Here is a 15,859-nt window from a genome sequence, read left to right on the forward strand (position 1 = left end):
GAAGATAAGCCTTGCAGGTGGTATGGCCGCGCGGGCCTAGCGTCAACAGCCGCGCATTGCGTCAAACGATGCGTGCTGCGCCTTGAAACCGCCATCGTGGCTGCGGTATTCATGGCCACCCGATCACCGAAAGCCGCACCGCCATGAACGCCATCTCCGTCCCCGACACGCTCGTCTATATCATGGTCTCGGTTTCTGCCGTGGACAGCGACATGCGCGAGGCAGAAATGTTGCGTATCGGCAACATCGTCAAAACGCTGCCCGTGTTCGAAAATTATGACCCTGACCGGCTTGTGGAAGCTGCAAAAGCCTGCCGTGATATTTTGCAAGCCGATGAAGGTATGGAAACAGTGCTGCAGATCGCGGGCCAACTACCCGCGCATCTGCATTCCACCGCCTACGCACTGGCAACAGAAATTGCCGCGGCAGACCGTAATGTTTCAGCAGAGGAAGTGCGGTTGCTGCAACTGCTACGCCAGCATTTGAAGCTGGATCGCCTTACATCCGTCGCGCTGGAAACTGCCGCGCGGGCAAGACATCAGATCGCTTAATCACAAGCTGAATTAGCGCGCGGCCCATTCAGCAGCGTTACGCCCGGTCACGTCTGCAATCGAATATGCATCATCACTTTTCAGGCGTTTCGAAAGGCCTTTGATGATGGACGCCGACAAGCCTGGTCCGGCGTAGATCATGCCAGTGTAAAGCTGCACCAGCGAAGCACCCGCTTCGATTTTTTGCCACGCAGTTTCCGCATCGCGAACTCCGCCCACGCCCACCAACGGCAAGCATTTACCCACGCGCTGATACATCTGCGCCAACCGGATTGTCGAAAGCTCGAACAGGGGCGCACCGGACAGTCCGCCCGTCTCGTCGCGGTTGCGCGAGCGCAAACCATCACGACCCAACGTCGTGTTGGACACGATCAACGCATCCATGCCGGAGCCATCCAACGCTTTGGCAATCGCATCCAGCTCGTTCTGGTCGAGATCGGGCGCGATCTTCAAGAACAGCGGTTTTCGCCCGTAGGCATTTGTTTGACCGTCCCGCGCATCCGATACGCGAGACAGCAGGTCAGCCAGTGGATCGGCACCTTGAAGCGCGCGCAGGCCGGGCGTGTTGGGAGATGAAATGTTGACCGTAAAATAATCAGCCAGATGAGCAAAGGCTTCGATACCCGCCACGTAGTCGGCGGCAAAATCATCGCTTGTCTTGTTTGCACCCAGATTGATGCCACGCAGGCCAGAAGCGGGTCGCCCCTTCTCCTCCAAGCGTTCACGCACCACCGCATGGCCTTCGCTGTTGAAGCCAAGGCGGTTGATGACGGCATCATCTTCCACCAGTCGGAACACGCGCGGCTTGGGATTGCCCGACTGCGGCTTCGGCGTAACGGTACCAACTTCGGTGTGGCCGAAACCCATGGCCAGCAGCGCCGCAGACGCTTGCCCGCCCTTGTCGTAGCCTGCCGCCATGCCAATCGGATTGGCGAAACGCAGACCGGCAACATCAACGGCCAATGCCGGATCGCGGGCAGCGTCGAATCGCGGATGCAGACCGGATTGGAGAGCACCGATAGAAAGACCGTGGGCTTTTTCGGGGTCGAGCGAAAAGAGCGCCTGACGGCCAATCGCAGAAAACAATCCGCTCATTGCGCGTTCAATTCCTTTTCGGTCGGCATCATGGGGTTACCGTCTTCGTCTTGAACCAGTTCGAACTCTGCTGTTGCCAGCGCAGGGTCTAGCGTCGCGTAGAGATGCGGAAAAAGTGCGCCACCTCGTGACGGCTCCCATTTTAGTTCCTCGCCCATCGCGTCCGCATCGAACGCCAGCAATAACAGGTCGGCTTGGCCAGCGAAGTGTTTTTCCAGAGTTTCGCTGGCCTGCCCGGCCGTTGAAAAATGAATGTACCCATCAGCCTTATCGACAGGCGCACCTTCGAACACGCCCAGTTCAACGGCGTCCTCCCAAGCCTTGCGTTCGGCGATTTTATAGATCGTACGGCTCATGAAGAAGGTTCCTTGCGGTTGGCGGCGGCGTTCAAAAACCCGTCGATACGAGCATTGCTCGCTTGCGCTATATCGAGGTGGCGAAACGACTGAAAGACGTGAACACCGCCTGGTGTCACATCCAATTCGGTATTGCCGTTGGCAACATGCCAGCGCGTTGCCATCAACAATGTGTCGTCCAGCAGCAAATCTTTAGTGCCAACGCTGAAAAGGGCTGGTGGCATATCATTCAATGAAGCGAAGAGAGGCGACACGACAGGCGACCGTCTGTCTTCATCTGCGGCCAGAAATGCACTGGCAAAATTCGCCATGTCGCGGGTGGCGAGCACAAGCCGGTCAGCGCCCCAGTTTAGAGAGCTTGCAGTTTGCCCCAGATCATAGACACCGGCGGTCAAATTCGCAGCGCAAAACCGGCCACCATGGCCGGCATCACGCAACCGCAACAGTGTGAGAACCGAAAGATGCGCACCCGCGCTTTCGCCACCGATAGTCATTATCTCGTTCGGCAAACCGTGTTCCGCTTCCAGCAGAAAACGCGCAGCGTCGTAACAATCGTCCGGTCCGGCGGGATAGGGATATTCCGGCGCGAGGCGGTAATCGACCGAGACGCAACCTAGTCCCGTTGCTTCGGCAATTTCTTGCAGGCGCTCGTCTTGAGCATCAGCTGCGCCGAGCATCCAACCGCCGCCGTGAATGTGCAAATAAAGCCCGCGCATAGGCCGTCCGATCGGCTCGATGAGCCGCAAAACAATATCACCATCACCGTTCGCGCGCGGCGCAAGCAAAGTGCGTGCACGCGTGGATTCAGCTTCCAACGGAAACGGCCCCTTACCTTCCAACCGGTTCGCCCGCACCTGCGCAGCCGGTATCGCCCACATGTCGCCACCAGCGCTGATTGTGGCCAACAGTTCAGCGTTGAAAGCACAGATGTGTTCTGGAATGGCGTCATCGCGAAAGAGAGCCGGATCAATGATCAAGGTCATGCTATGGCCTCACGCTTACGCTTCTGCGCGGGCAAAATACTCCAAGCTGCCGCCAGTGATGTGAGCGCTGTTGTGAGCGCAAGACCTGCCGCACCGGACGTAACGAGCCCCATGGGGGAGCTTGCAAAAAACACCAGCATGAACGTAGCGAGCCCTGCACCAGCCAAGCCAGCGGCACTTGCCGCAAAGGGTGGTACTGTGGAAAGCCAGATGGTGGCGAAAAGCGGAACGAACAGACCGGATGCTGCCAACACCAAGGCAACGCCCAATGCCAGTTCCGGCGGAACCGTTCTCAAGTCGGGCAAGAACAGAAGGGCAGCTAGCAAGGCGATGATGAGACAACGCGTGGCGAACATCGAGCGCAAACCGGGGTCGAGATTGCGCGCCCGCCGCAGCGTACGGGCCAACGAACCGGCCAACACAAACAACGTCACCGCCAATGCGTTGAGCGCCAAAAGAACGAGACCGATGACGGGCAGCGCTGCCAGCACGGGTTGTTGACGCAGCAATGCTGCCAGATCAGGCCAGACTGGCCGTGTGCCCAACAGACCCAGCGACAGGGCAACAGCACTCAGCATGAGGAAAATCACAAGCCCGCTCCATGCCCGGCATTCCTGTGCGCGCAGTGGTGAAGGATTGAGCGCAGTGCGCGCCAGAGCATGGGGCATTGCGGCAAAGCCGAGGCTTGCCAGCAACCAGGCCAACAAGCCTTCAGCATAGTTCATGCCGCGATCAGGACCGGACATGGAAACTGCGGTCCATGAATGATCAACCAGCGCGACTGTTCCACTTTTTGGGGCAAGCGCGCCGAGCCAGCCTTCGAAAAATCCGGTGGCAACAGCAGGCACAAGCAGACACAGCACGACCACCATAACGAGTGCGCCATTGACCACAGCCAGTGCACGCCAACCGCCCAGAACGGGTGCAGCTACCACAATAGCGATAAGCCCGTAGCGCACGTTGTCGCTGCGAAGCGGTGGCACAGACGCCTGCAGCGCATCGAACAGTGATTGCAGCGCGCCATATTCCGCCACAGACATTGCGGCCAGCACGCTACCTGAAATAACCATCGTCATCAGCGCCACCACCCGCGCTTCACCGACGCCGCGGGCACGAACACCCATGAAGCCGGTGAGCGTGGCCATTTGCGCGCGCTGGAAAATCGGTACGAACAACACCGCCTGCACCACCATGCCCGTGACTAAAGCTGCCACAAGCACAGACTGCTGACCCGAGGGCATGCCAAGCACGGCCAGCAAAAAGGCGGCACCGACAAAATCGGAAGCCCCACCGATGCCCAACACGCTTGGGTCCAGCTTACGACCTGCAAAAAAGAACAAAGGGCTGGAAAGTGTCGTACCCGCCAGCACGATAATGATAACCAACAGCGCCAGGGCCACGCTTAAGACGGATAAACCCGTACCCAGCGGCAAGCCCAAGCGATCCAGCAACATCAACACCAGAATCGCAGCCAGAAAAGCCGCGCCTGAAAACCACTGAACGACGAGCGCCCGCCGGCTGGTGTTGAGTTCGCGATTACCGCTTCTCATAACAGTTCGTCCACATCGGCACCGCGTATGGGGTTGAGCGGCTGTAATGGCTCCGCATCGCTACGCATATCGATGCGCTCCTGAAGGCGAATATGAACACCAATGGCCAGCAGTCCGGCCAAAGGCAGCATGGTGAAAATGAGAAATCCGCCCCGTGCCAACCCGCGTCCGCTTAGTATTGCCCAAATAGAAAGCGCTGCAACCGCAGCAATTGCGATGGCAGCATTCAATGCAGACGGGCGCCACCAACTGATGCGCTTGCGACGTGAGCCGCTGCTCCTGCGTTCAGGCAGGCGGCGCAAGCGATTCCACATCGAGCTTTCAGCGGTTTTTTGGTCGGGTAAGGCCATGGCGGGTTTGATGCCGGACAAGCGATGGCTGTGCAAGCAAAAGGCCGTGAGCGGCAATGTTCATCCCCCGCATGCTGCGCTGTTCATCTGGACTGCGGACAACTGGTCCGATAACCCACAAAGGTATCAAGACAATCTAGATCCTACCGGAAACACGCCCATGCCCAGCCCCTCCCCGCTTTTCGACCTCACCGGCAAGACAGCCCTCATCACCGGCTCGTCGCTGGGCATCGGACGCGGCTTGTCGAAGGGGCTGCAGGAAGCTGGCGCAACAATCATCGTAAATGGCCGTAACGCCGAACGGTTGACCACCGCTGCAGAGGAATTGCGGGCCGATGGTGCAACGGTCCACGAACTGCCCTTCGACGTAACAGACCATGCAGCAGCGCAAGCCGCGGTGGATGGTTTTGAAGCCGAACATGGCGCAATCGATATTCTCATCAACAATGCCGGCATGCAGCATCGCGGCCCGCTGGAAGAGTTCGACGCGGCAGCATTTGCAAACATCGTCACCACCAACATCACGTCGGTTTTCAATGTCGGACAGGCCGTTGCCCGCCACATGATCAAGCGCGGCGAAGGCAAGATCATCAACATCTCGTCGGTACAAAGCGCGCTGGCCCGCCCCGGCATCGCGCCGTACACGGCAACCAAAGGCGCGGTCACAAACCTGACCAAGGGCATGGCGACCGACTGGGCAAAATACGGCTTGCAGTGCAACGCCATCGCGCCCGGCTACTACGATACGCCGCTGAACAAAGCGCTGGTGGACGACCCCGAATTCACCGCATGGCTGGAAAAACGCACCCCCGCCGGTCGTTGGGGCGAAATCCCTGAACTGGTTGGCGCTGCGGTGTTCTTGTCATCGGCAGCATCCAGCTTCGTCAACGGCCACACGTTGTTCGTGGACGGCGGCATAACGGTATCGCTTTGATTAGAATCCACATCGTCATGGGCGTTGCCGGTTGCGGCAAGTCCACCATAGGCGAAGGTTTAGCGGGCGAACTCGGTGGCATTTACGTCGAAGGCGATGAGCTGCACCCGCAGGCCAACATCGACAAGATGAGCGCGGGCGAACCTTTGAACGACGACGACCGCATGCCGTGGCTGACGAAGATCGCCCAAGCGCTTGTGGAGCACAGCAAGCGACAGGATGGCCCCGTTTTTGTGGGGTGTTCCGCGCTGAAACGAATATACCGCGACCACATTCGTAACGAGGCCGAAGCCCCAGTCACTTTCGTCTATCTAGATGGATCGCGCGAATTGATCGAAGGTCGCATGAGCGCGCGCAAGGGACATTTCATGCCAACGTCGCTGCTCGACAGCCAGTTTGCAGATCTGCAACCACCGCAACATGACGAGCGCTTCATACGCGTGGATATATCCGCAGAGCCGACAAAAATTATCGCGCAAGCCACAGCATCGCTTGCCGAGTTAAACCCACAAACCGCCTGAACGGGAGCCGAACATGGCCGATACGAAACCGCATAACGGCCTCATCGGCCTCGGCACCATGGGCGCTAATCTCGCGCTCAACATCGTCGATAATGGATACGACCTCGCCGTCTTCAACCGCACGACGCAGGTAACGAAAGACTTCGTGACCGATGCAGCCGACCTTGCTTCAAAGCTGACCGGCACAGAGACGCTGGAAGATTTCGTGGATGCCATGGCAGAACCCCGCAACATCATCCTTATGGTCCCTGCCGGTCCTGTGGTGGACAAACAGATCGAAGCATTACGCCCGCTGTTGGGTGACGACGACCTGATCATTGATGCGGGAAACGCGAACTACCACGACACCAACCGTCGTGCCGAAGACGCGCAAAACAAGCCGGGCCATTTCCTCGGCATCGGCGTATCCGGCGGTTCCGAAGGCGCACGCCACGGACCTTCCATCATGGGTGGCGGCGACAAGGCGGCTTGGGATCGTGTGGAAGAAATGCTGCAGGCCATTTCCGCCAAACATGAAGATATACCATGCGCCACCTATATGGGCGCAGGCGGCGCCGGCCATTTTGTCAAAATGGTTCACAACGGTATCGAATATGCAGACATGCAGATGATTGCTGAAATCTACGGTTTCCTTCGCGACGGCTTGCAGATGGACGCCAAAGCCATCGGCGACGTGTTCGAAAAGTGGAACGAGGGCCAGCTTTCCTCCTACCTGATTGAAATCTCCGCAGCCGTTGCGAAAGCCGATGACGCAAAAACCGGCAAGCCTGTATTGGACATCATTGTTGATAGCGCAGGCCAGAAAGGCACTGGCCGCTGGACCGCAATCGAAGCGTTGATGATCGGCTCACCCGTCACAGCCATCGATGCCGCAGTGGCCGCCCGCAACCTGTCGTCCCGCATGGACGAGCGTAAGCGCGGTGAAGAACTGTTCGACGCCGCGCCACAAGCCATCGCCGCAGGCGACCTGCCGATGGAAATGTTGGAACAGGCGCTGCTTGCCGGAAAAATTGCCTGCTATGCGCAGGGTTTCGCCATGCTGCAAACGGCCTCTACCGAGTATGAATGGGGTCTGCCCATGGCCGAAATCGCGAAAGTATGGCGCGAAGGCTGCATCATCCGCTCATCCATGCTGGACGATATGGCGACCGCATTGGACGGCAACGAAGACACGAACCTGATGTTCACCGAGCCTTTCACCGGCCTGATGAAGGACAGCCACAACGACCTTCGCAAGGTCGTGTCGCAAGGTTCGCTGTCCGGCAACGCAGTGCCCGCACTATCAGCCGCTCTCTCCTATTTCGACATCATGCGCACCAGCCGTGGCACCGCCAACATGGTGCAGGGCCAGCGCGACTTTTTCGGCGCGCACAGCTTCAAACGCTTCGATGAAGATGGCGACCACCACGGACCGTGGAATGATTAGAGGAAAGCTAGGCTGAAGGTGAAGGTTTAGTGCGACGGGCGGGCTTTAAGACCCGCAGTTGAAAGGTCACAACAGCCGTCGCTGCAAGTGCAGCGAGGCTCAAGGCCCACTTGCTCCAGCCTTCCATCGTGCCTTCTATTAAAAGCGCGTGGACCACGGTTCCGACCACGATCACCAGCGCTAGCGCGTTGTGGATTACGTGCCACGTTCGCGGGCGCATCCGCCACACACGCCGCAAAGCCACGAAGAGCGCAGTGATAAAAACCGCCCACATGGCCGCGACACCGTAAATCGAAAACGGCGTCGGCGACACCAGCAACAGCGCATCCACCGCGTCCATCGGGCTGGTGAGGTATAGACCGCCAACATGCATGACGACGGCGATGATGAGCACAGTGCCGGTCCATCGGTGCCAAGCCCGCGCCCGCAATATGGTCATGCCGGGTAGATAACCACCCGCCAAAAGCGGTTGGACTAGGGTAATCGCCAGCGCAAACGCGCCCGCCACGCTAGCAACAATGTAAGGCAGCTGTCGGCTAGGTAAGTAGGGGCTGACGAAAATCAGCGCTATTGGAACAAGCGTAAGCGCACCGAGCGCGGTCCATATCGCTGCAGACCGCAACTTCGCAGACATGACGTTTTGAAACCAGTTATCAGGCGGGCGCGAGAACGAAGTCTGCCGTCAGGCTCGTGTCCTTCGCACTCGGCATGACGGGGCGCAGGAAGACGGTGTCGAACTCGGGATCATCATAAGCCAGATGCGCGTGCGGCTGGCCGAAATTCGGAACAATCTGCTCCATCTCCAGCACATAAGTGCCGTCTGCTTTCGTCAGCACACTCCCGTGGTTGCGCGGTTCGCGCTCACCGCCAAGTGTCGTTGCCGCCCAAATCTGAATACGAACACCTTCCAACGGCTCGCCGGTTCCAGCCTTCAGCACTTTACCGGACATGAAAAAGCCGTTGCCCAGCTTATCAACCAGCGGCGCACCGGCGCGATAATTGTTGGCGCCACCGCGCATGGTTTGCGTCGGAGCAAAACCACTGCTGGCAGCAGCAGGAACAATCAAACCTGACGCACCAGCAATAAGGCCGGCACCAGCAAGGCCACCACCAATGATGAGAGAACGGCGATCAATCTTTGAAGTTGTCATACGGTCATCCTTGCAAATGTGTGGAACATCCCGAGGACTAACTTAGGTCTGACCGATGGCAATATGAAGACAGCCCACCATCACGACATGGTCAAAACAGCGCAGCCCCAAAAGAAAAAAGCCCGCCGGTTTCCACCGACGGGCCTTCCAAATTCATTGCGACTGGGAAAATTAGATACCCAGACCACCGAACTTCTTGTTGAACTTCGACACGCGGCCATCGCGGTCGAGACCGGTACCGGTTCCACCGGTCCAAGCCGGGTGGGACAGAGGGTCGACGTCGAGGTTCATCGTGTCGCCTTCTTTACCCCAGGTGGAGCGGGTTTCGTATTGGGTGCCATCGGTCATAACAACTTTGATGGTGTGGTATTCTGGGTGAATATCGGCCTTCATGTCCGTATGCCTTAAATCTCTGCGCAACCATGGCAGCCTTCGGGCTTCCATGTGAAAACGACTGTTGAGGGAAGATGTCCGTACCGCGCCGACCATATGGTCCAAATGGCGCACAACGATCACCTTTGTTTTTAGTCGAGGAGGCTTTACATCGGGTTTAAGCATACGGCAAGCCGTGTGCAGCAGGCTTGCTTCACCCGCACGAAGCTGGCCCTACATTATTTACTGCCGGGAGCCGTATGACGTGAGCGAAGAGACGCAGAAGGACCGCACGGGCCTGGCACCATTGCGCCATCTTGTACCTTATATAATGCGGTACCGCGGCCACCTGTTGGGCGCGTTGGTATTCCTGTTCATAGCAGCGCTCACCACGCTGTCGCTGCCGCTGGCCGTACGGTCTATGATCGACAACGGGTTCCTCAACGAAGACGCCGTTTTCGTGAACCAGTATTTCTACGCACTTTTTGCAATCGCTGCCCTGCTCGCGATCTCATCTTCCCTACGCTATTATTTCGTTATCTGGTTGGGTGAGCGTGTGGTGGCGGACCTTCGCAGTGATGTGTTTGCCCATATCACAACACTGTCGGCAGACTTTTTCGACACCGCCCGCACCGGCGAACTGGTGTCACGGCTGACGGCTGACACCACGCAAATCAAATCCGCTGCCGGAGCCACAGCTTCCATGGCATTGCGAAATGTCGTGCTGATTATCGGCGCGATTGCGGGCATGATCTGGAGCTCGCCGTCACTGTCTCTCATTGTGTTGGCCGCGATTCCGCTGATCGTGCTGCCCATCTTCGCGTTTGGCCGCAACGTGCGAAAGAAATCCCGTTTCGCGCAGGACGAATTGGCCAATGCCACAGCTTTTGCTTCGGAAAGCATCTCGTCGGTCAAAACGCTTCAGGCCTTCACCAACGAAACGCTGACATCCACCCGCTTTTCCGACGCCATCGAAAGCTCGTTTTCCGCTGCCCGCTCGTCGGTCGCAGCGCGCGCAACTCTGACGGCCTTCGCGATCTTCATGATCTTCACCAGCGTCATTGGCGTGTTGTGGATTGGTGCTGGCGCTGTGCTGGAAGGTACGATGACGCCGGGCCTTTTGGGTCAGTTCCTTATTTTCTCGGTCATGGCTGCCGGTGCGCTGGGTGCCTTGTCAGAAGTCTGGGGAGAACTGTCGCAAGCCGCTGGTGCAGCAGAACGTCTATCCGAATTGCTGGCGACGGAACCGGTGATAGCCGTACCGACCAACCCCGAAGCCTTGCCGGAACCAGCGCGCGGCGAACTGATCTTCGATCACGTCGCTTTCGCCTACCCCACACGTATGGACGACCCCGTGGTCAAAGACCTGTCGCTAGCCATCAAGGCCGGTGAAACCGTGGCCGTTGTCGGCTCGTCCGGCGCGGGCAAAAGTACGCTGTTCAATCTCGTGCTGCGCTACTACGACCCCACCGCTGGCAACATCACGCTGGATGGTGTCGATATTGCCCATGCAGACCCCGCAGCCTTGCGAAACCGCATTGCACTTGTTCCGCAGGACACCGTTATCTTCGCCACCACCGCGCGTGAAAATATACGCTTCGGGCGACCCGATGCATCTGATGCAGATGTTGAGAAAGCAGCGAAATTAGCGCTGGCTCACGACTTCATATCAGGAATGGCGGATGGCTATGACACAACCGTTGGCGAACGCGGCATCACATTGTCCGGCGGCCAGCGCCAACGCATGGCGATTGCCCGCGCCATTTTGAAAGACGCTCCATTGCTGCTGCTCGATGAGGCAACCAGCGCGTTGGATGCGGAGAGCGAAAAGCTGGTTCAGAAAGCGCTGGACGGCCTGATGGTCGACCGCACCACAGTCGTCATTGCCCACCGCCTCGCCACAGTTCTGAAGGCCGACCGTATCGTGGTCATGGACGCCGGAACGATTGTTGAAGAAGGCACCCATGCCGAACTCGTGAAGCGTGGCGGCATTTACGCCCGCCTCGCAAAGCTGCAATTCGAAACCGACTTCGCTTCCGTCGCCTAAGCGGCACCCAAAGGAAATATAATGTCCGACTCCAATACCCGCACCACGGGCGCGGATATCATCGCGCGCAAACTGGCCGCCAGCGGCGCGGACCGCGCTTTTGGCATTCCCGGTGGCGAGGTGTTAGCGCTGCTGGAAGCGTTGGAGCGGGCGGGCATTTCCTTCCACCTTGCAAAGCACGAAAACGCGGCGGGCTTTATGGCCGAGGGCGTTTGGCACGCAAAGCCTGAGGGCAACCGCGCTCCCGCCATTTTGCTGGCCACAGTTGGCCCCGGCGTGGCGAACGCGACAAACGTCATCGCCAACGCGATGCAGGATCGAGTGCCGCTGATCTTCCTCACCGGCTGCATTGATGGTGCGGAAGCTGACACTTACACGCATCAGGTTTTCGACCACCAGCAAATGCTGCGTCCCATTGTGAAAGCCAGCTTCCGCGCCAATGCCGGTTCGCTCGATGCGGTTATGGACAAAGCGCTCACCATCGCTTTCGAAGGCCAACCCGGCCCGGTGCATATAGATGTGCCAATTGCGGTGGCAGAAAACGAAACAGACGAAATCGCCCGACCACTTCCGCCGATGGTATCGCCAGCCATGCAGCGTCCCGGACCGGAGCTTGCCGAAATTCTGGAAGCTTTGAACGGCGCAGAACGCCCGCTGGTGATCGCAGGCGTCGATGCCGTGAACGATGGGGCGAGCGAGGCAATCACCGCGCTTTGCCTCATGCACAACATCCCGATTGTGACCACCTACAAGGGTAAAGGCCTGCTGGATGAAAGCCATGAGCTTTCACTCGGCGGCCACGGCTTGTCGCCGAAATCCGACACGGTGGTTTTGCCGCTGGTGAAGCGCGCCGACGTTGTCATACTGGCAGGTTACGACCCCATCGAAATGCGCATCGGTTGGCGTGATCCGTTTGCCGATGATGCCAAGGTGATCGACGTCACGCCGCAGTTGCGGGACCACGGCGTTCACCGCGTTACCCACACTTTGCGCGGTTCCATCAGCGGCACGTTGGAACAGCTGTATGCCGCCATGGACGTGCGCCCCCGCTGGCCGAACGACGAAGCGGCAACGGCCCGCGCAGAATTGCAGGCCATGTTCACCGGCTTCAAAACCTGGGGACCGGGGCAAGCGTTCGAAATGCTTTCAGACATCCTGCCCGACGACACGGTGATGACAGCCGATGCCGGCGCGCACCGCATTCTGGTGTCGCAAGTCTGGCAATCCAAACAGCCCCACGCCGTGCTCCAATCCACCGCGCTGTGCACAATGGGTTGCGCCGTGCCGCTGGCCGCTGGCTTCAAACTGGCAAACCCCGATGCGCCCGTCATCGCTTTCGTCGGCGACGCAGGAATGGAAATGGGCTTGGGCGAACTATCGACCCTGCGCGATCTGAAAACTCCCGTCATCATATGTGTGATGGTGGATGAAGAACTCGCGCTGATCGAAATCAAACAGCGCCGCAGCCAGCGTCCCAACGCAGGCGTCGAATTCTCCGGCACTGACTTCCCGTCCGTCGCCCGCGCCATGGGTGGCGAAGGCTATTGGATCGACGATGCCGCCACGTTGGCCCAAGCCGCAACCGAAGCGTTGAAAAAAGACACGTTCACAGTGCTGGCCTGCCGTATCGGTCGCCATGCCTATGACGGGACGTTCTAGAAAACAGGCAGGCTAAAACCCAAACCGCATTCGCGCCTTCACCATCATCGAACTGCCGGTGAAGGCGACGATGCCCCACAACACGCCGTGCATCGAGCCGGACACGATGCCGCCGAGATAGGCACCGATGTTGCAGCCGTAAGCAAGGCGCGCACCATAGCCCATCAGCAGGCCGCCGATCACCGCCGTCGCCAAATCACGCCAGCCAATCCGCATAACCGGCGACCATTTGCCTGCCAACGCAGCAGCGGCCATTGCGCCAAAAATGATGGCGAAATTCATTACAGATGTCGCATCGGCAAACACGCTGCGTTCCAACGCCCGTGACCGTCCGCCGGACCAATAGCTCCACGACGTCACATCGATGCCAATACCGCTGGCAATTTTGGCACCCCACAGCGCAAAGCCGGAAGTGATGCCCCATGGTCGCCCCAGCGTCAGGATCGTTGCCACGCTGACCACCACCAGCGCGATCACCCCCAGCGTATGGCTCCACGGCCCGCCAAAAACCGACCCGCCCTGCCGTCGCGGTTCCAACTCACCATGCGCTGCACGCTCGCGCCGCACCGACCACACGATGATAGCGATGCCCAGCACCGCAACAATCGCCACAGCCGCCCAAGGTCCGAATTCCTTCACAACCGAAAACGCTTCGAGACGCGGCAAGCCTCGCCAAGCCGGTAGATGCCATGTGCCGATTAGAGACCCGGTTATGAAAGCAGACAACGTCACCACCATCCGCGTCGAGCCACCGCCCACCGTAAACAATGTGCCGGACCCGCACCCACCGCCAAGCTGCATACCGGCTCCGAACAAGAATGAACCGACCAGAGCCGTAACCCCAAAGGGAAGCACCCAAGCGCCGCTGCGGAGACCGTCGATAGGCGCACCATAGGCGATGAGCGGATATGTAAAGGCGCAAGCAGCAATCAGCAGCACCATCTGCGCGCGCAGCCCCTGCCCGCGCTTTTCAGAAACCACGCGCCGCCAAGCACCCGTGAACCCGAAAGCCGCATGATAAAGCGCAAAACCCGCCAGTGCACCGATGGCAACCGCCACGCCATAGCGTGGGCCACCGAATGGCCAAGCCATCACAGCGACGAAAAGCAACCCAAGACCAGCCAAAACAAGCGGCCCAGTCTGAAAACCACCGTGTCCCATTCCGGAAGAAACAGAAGTGGTAGGAGCTGTTGGCAATAAAGTGGACCGTGACATCGGCGCCTCTCGTTCAGGTGCGGTTCACACAAATTGTGCGATGGCACGATATCGTGATCGCAAGGCACCGGTAAGCGCCCCATTTTCGTCTCCTACGTGAACCAAAGCAAAATATGCTCACGATGAGCCTTTCGGCGCATCACGATTATGTCACGTCATTTCATTTCAGCATTGCCCCAGTTCTGGGCCATGCAGATTGGGAAACGTGACGCCGAACCCGAACCGACATTCGTCGGTACATCAATTTCAGGAATTGCACATGTCCGCCACCCGCACCGATTTGTTCGGCCAAGCCGTCACCCTGTCGGCTTCCGGCGATATGGAAGCATGGAATGCTATGCAGTTGGGCTTTCTCGCCCACAGCGCGGCCACGCCAGACAGCCTGACCAAGGTAATCGAAAGCGACGCTGACTTCGCTATGCCGCTTATCTGCAAAGGGCTGTTCACGCTGCTTCTCGGTCGCCGCGAATTATATGAAACGGCAGCCGCCTGCGAACGTGAGGCCCGCGCCGCCATTGCCCGTCGCCCGGTGACAGCGCGCGAAATGGTGTTCCTCACCGCACTGTCCGATTACAGCTCCGGCAACCCCCGCCGCGCTGCCGATGCGCTCGATCAGTCACTCATGCACCACCGCAACGACATGCTGGCGATGAAACTGGTGCAAGCCATCCGCTTCATGCTTGGCGATGCCACCGGCATGCGCGCCTCCATCGAATTGTGCCTGCCGCATTTCGACAAAAACGGGCCCGCCTTCGGCTACGCGCTGGGCTGTCACGCCTTCACGCTCGAAGAGACCGGAGACTATTACAACGCTGAATTGATCGGGCGGAAAGCAGTAGCATTATGCCCGGACGACGCTTGGGGCCTTCATGCCGTGGCCCACGTTCACGACATGACCAACGCCATCGACGATGGCATTGAATGGTTGTCCAACCGCCGCAGCGCATGGGCGCATTGTAACAACTTCCGCTATCACGTGTGGTGGCATCTGGCGCTGATGCGTCTGGACCGCGGCGAGATCGACGCCGTTTTCGAACTCTATGACCGCCATATCCGCGCCGACCACACCGACGATTACCGCGACATTTCAAACGCGGCATCCCTGCTGGCCCGTCTTGAGCTGGATGGTCACAAAGTCGGCAACCGTTGGGAAGAACTTGCTGATCTTTGCGAAAAGCGCACCGATGATGGCTGCCTCGCCTTCGCCGACCTGCACTACGTTCTCGCCCTGACCGGTGGTGGTCGCGACGACGCAACACAACGCCTGATCAGCCGCATGAAACGCGACAGCCGAATGGAAGCTTCCGAAACAGCCGCCATCTTCGCCAAGCCGGGTTTGGATGCAGCACAGGGTCTGGAAGCGTTTGGCGAAGGTGATTTCGTCTCCGCATTCCGCCATCTCGCAGGTGGTCGCGACGCAATGTGCGACATCGGCGGCAGCCATGCCCAACGTGATGTTTTCGAACAGCTCACCATCGAAGCTGCCCTTCGTGGTGGTTACCACGACAGCGCAAGGCGCTTTCTCGATGACCGCTCCACCCGCCGCAACGGCAATGTCGACCGCTACGCTGCTGAACGCTACGCGCTGCTTGATGACGGTTCATCGGCACAAACAGCAACAGTCGCAAACATGTGATCGCAAAAGCCTG

The 15,859-nt window shown here is 58.8% G+C and carries 16 protein-coding genes; 7 read left to right on the top strand and 9 right to left on the bottom strand.

The genetic code is table 11. The features are described 5' to 3' along the window. The first annotated feature begins 143 nt into the window (after positions 1–143). A complete protein-coding gene (locus tag R2A130_RS13725) occupies positions 144–551 on the top strand; it encodes a tellurite resistance TerB family protein (protein WP_009465117.1) in 408 nt (135 codons plus the stop codon). Between the two features lie 12 nt (positions 552–563). Here R2A130_RS13725 and R2A130_RS13730 read toward each other — a convergent pair whose 3' ends face one another. From R2A130_RS13730 to R2A130_RS13750, 5 genes are read right to left on the bottom strand one after another with little or no spacing between them, the layout of a single operon-like run. Beyond that, complete coding sequence (locus R2A130_RS13730; protein ID WP_009465118.1) at positions 564–1,646, bottom strand: quinone-dependent dihydroorotate dehydrogenase; 1,083 nt, start codon at positions 1,644–1,646, stop codon at positions 564–566. Then, entirely contained in the window at positions 1,643–2,002 is a 360-nt protein-coding gene (locus tag R2A130_RS13735) for a DUF952 domain-containing protein (protein WP_009465119.1), read from the bottom strand. The genes R2A130_RS13730 and R2A130_RS13735 overlap by 4 nt, the downstream gene beginning before the upstream one ends. Then, on the bottom strand, positions 1,999–2,985 hold the full coding sequence (locus R2A130_RS13740) for an alpha/beta hydrolase (protein ID WP_009758396.1): 987 nt from the start codon (positions 2,983–2,985) through the stop codon (positions 1,999–2,001). The genes R2A130_RS13735 and R2A130_RS13740 overlap by 4 nt, the downstream gene beginning before the upstream one ends. Then, entirely contained in the window at positions 2,982–4,535 is a 1,554-nt protein-coding gene (locus tag R2A130_RS13745; RefSeq protein WP_009758397.1) for a hypothetical protein, read from the bottom strand. Before R2A130_RS13745 ends, R2A130_RS13740 begins: the two co-directional genes overlap by 4 nt. Further along, positions 4,532–4,885, bottom strand: coding sequence for a hypothetical protein (locus R2A130_RS13750; protein ID WP_040306079.1), 354 nt, complete (start codon positions 4,883–4,885; stop codon positions 4,532–4,534). Before R2A130_RS13750 ends, R2A130_RS13745 begins: the two co-directional genes overlap by 4 nt. 160 nt (positions 4,886–5,045) lie before the next feature. On the opposite strand from R2A130_RS13750, the gene R2A130_RS13755 reads away from it, so the two are divergent. The 3 genes from R2A130_RS13755 to gndA are packed head-to-tail and all read left to right on the top strand — an operon-like array spanning position 5,046 to position 7,766. Beyond that, positions 5,046–5,819 (top strand): SDR family oxidoreductase, encoded by a 774-nt coding sequence (locus R2A130_RS13755; protein ID WP_040306157.1) that lies wholly within the window; start codon positions 5,046–5,048, stop codon positions 5,817–5,819. Between the two features lie 17 nt (positions 5,820–5,836). After that, positions 5,837–6,340: a gluconokinase gene (locus R2A130_RS13760; protein WP_050786166.1), complete on the top strand. Its 504-nt coding sequence runs from the start codon at positions 5,837–5,839 to the stop codon at positions 6,338–6,340. A gap of 13 nt (positions 6,341–6,353) precedes the next feature. Continuing rightward, the gene (gene gndA / locus R2A130_RS13765; RefSeq protein WP_009758401.1) at positions 6,354–7,766 is read left to right on the top strand and encodes an NADP-dependent phosphogluconate dehydrogenase; all 1,413 of its coding nucleotides are present in this window, start codon (positions 6,354–6,356) and stop codon (positions 7,764–7,766) included. Between the two features lie 7 nt (positions 7,767–7,773). Here gndA and R2A130_RS13770 read toward each other — a convergent pair whose 3' ends face one another. From R2A130_RS13770 to rpmE, 3 genes are all read right to left on the bottom strand, one after another. Then, positions 7,774–8,400 carry a ferric reductase-like transmembrane domain-containing protein gene (locus tag R2A130_RS13770; protein WP_009758402.1) on the bottom strand — a complete coding sequence of 209 codons (627 nt, stop codon included), beginning with the start codon at positions 8,398–8,400 and terminating at the stop codon, positions 7,774–7,776. Positions 8,401–8,419: 19 nt separating this feature from the next. After that, the gene (locus R2A130_RS13775; RefSeq protein ID WP_009758403.1) at positions 8,420–8,917 is read right to left on the bottom strand and encodes an intradiol ring-cleavage dioxygenase; all 498 of its coding nucleotides are present in this window, start codon (positions 8,915–8,917) and stop codon (positions 8,420–8,422) included. Positions 8,918–9,088: 171 nt separating this feature from the next. Continuing rightward, positions 9,089–9,310, bottom strand: a complete 222-nt coding sequence (gene rpmE / locus R2A130_RS13780; RefSeq protein ID WP_009758404.1) for a 50S ribosomal protein L31 — start codon at positions 9,308–9,310, stop codon at positions 9,089–9,091. A gap of 244 nt (positions 9,311–9,554) precedes the next feature. Here rpmE and R2A130_RS13785 point away from each other — a divergent pair, with 244 nt between their 5' ends. Further along, positions 9,555–11,336: an ABC transporter transmembrane domain-containing protein gene (locus tag R2A130_RS13785; protein WP_009758405.1), complete on the top strand. Its 1,782-nt coding sequence runs from the start codon at positions 9,555–9,557 to the stop codon at positions 11,334–11,336. A 21-nt stretch (positions 11,337–11,357) separates the two neighbouring features. Continuing rightward, a complete protein-coding gene (locus tag R2A130_RS13790) occupies positions 11,358–12,995 on the top strand; it encodes a thiamine pyrophosphate-binding protein (protein WP_009758406.1) in 1,638 nt (545 codons plus the stop codon). A gap of 12 nt (positions 12,996–13,007) precedes the next feature. Here the strand turns inward: R2A130_RS13790 and R2A130_RS13795 are convergent, their stop codons facing one another. Then, positions 13,008–14,087, bottom strand: a complete 1,080-nt coding sequence (locus R2A130_RS13795) for a YeeE/YedE family protein (RefSeq protein ID WP_247869276.1) — start codon at positions 14,085–14,087, stop codon at positions 13,008–13,010. A gap of 382 nt (positions 14,088–14,469) precedes the next feature. Between R2A130_RS13795 and R2A130_RS13800 the strand changes: the two genes are divergently transcribed. Next, a complete protein-coding gene (locus R2A130_RS13800; RefSeq protein WP_009758408.1) occupies positions 14,470–15,846 on the top strand; it encodes a tetratricopeptide repeat protein in 1,377 nt (458 codons plus the stop codon). Positions 15,847–15,859 lie beyond the last annotated feature (13 nt).

Source organism: Ahrensia sp. R2A130, assembly GCF_000179775.1.
GTDB lineage: Bacteria > Pseudomonadota > Alphaproteobacteria > Rhizobiales > Rhizobiaceae > Pseudahrensia.

Bases quoted from the DNA above. Each gene is read 5' to 3' on its own strand.
- R2A130_RS13740 (WP_009758396.1), bottom strand. From the start codon at position 2,985: ATGACCTTGATCATTGATCCGGCTCTCTTTCGCGATGACGCCATTCCA.
- R2A130_RS13770 (WP_009758402.1), bottom strand. From the start codon at position 8,400: ATGTCTGCGAAGTTGCGGTCTGCAGCGATATGGACCGCGCTCGGTGCG.
- R2A130_RS13760 (WP_050786166.1), top strand. From the start codon at position 5,837: ATGGGCGTTGCCGGTTGCGGCAAGTCCACCATAGGCGAAGGTTTAGCG.
- R2A130_RS13745 (WP_009758397.1), bottom strand. From the start codon at position 4,535: ATGAGAAGCGGTAATCGCGAACTCAACACCAGCCGGCGGGCGCTCGTC.
- rpmE (WP_009758404.1), bottom strand. From the start codon at position 9,310: ATGAAGGCCGATATTCACCCAGAATACCACACCATCAAAGTTGTTATG.
- R2A130_RS13730 (WP_009465118.1), bottom strand. From the start codon at position 1,646: ATGAGCGGATTGTTTTCTGCGATTGGCCGTCAGGCGCTCTTTTCGCTC.
- R2A130_RS13790 (WP_009758406.1), top strand. From the start codon at position 11,358: ATGTCCGACTCCAATACCCGCACCACGGGCGCGGATATCATCGCGCGC.
- R2A130_RS13795 (WP_247869276.1), bottom strand. From the start codon at position 14,087: ATGGCTTGGCCATTCGGTGGCCCACGCTATGGCGTGGCGGTTGCCATC.
- R2A130_RS13735 (WP_009465119.1), bottom strand. From the start codon at position 2,002: ATGAGCCGTACGATCTATAAAATCGCCGAACGCAAGGCTTGGGAGGAC.
- R2A130_RS13775 (WP_009758403.1), bottom strand. From the start codon at position 8,917: ATGACAACTTCAAAGATTGATCGCCGTTCTCTCATCATTGGTGGTGGC.
- R2A130_RS13800 (WP_009758408.1), top strand. From the start codon at position 14,470: ATGTCCGCCACCCGCACCGATTTGTTCGGCCAAGCCGTCACCCTGTCG.
- R2A130_RS13755 (WP_040306157.1), top strand. From the start codon at position 5,046: ATGCCCAGCCCCTCCCCGCTTTTCGACCTCACCGGCAAGACAGCCCTC.
- R2A130_RS13725 (WP_009465117.1), top strand. From the start codon at position 144: ATGAACGCCATCTCCGTCCCCGACACGCTCGTCTATATCATGGTCTCG.
- R2A130_RS13750 (WP_040306079.1), bottom strand. From the start codon at position 4,885: ATGGCCTTACCCGACCAAAAAACCGCTGAAAGCTCGATGTGGAATCGC.
- gndA (WP_009758401.1), top strand. From the start codon at position 6,354: ATGGCCGATACGAAACCGCATAACGGCCTCATCGGCCTCGGCACCATG.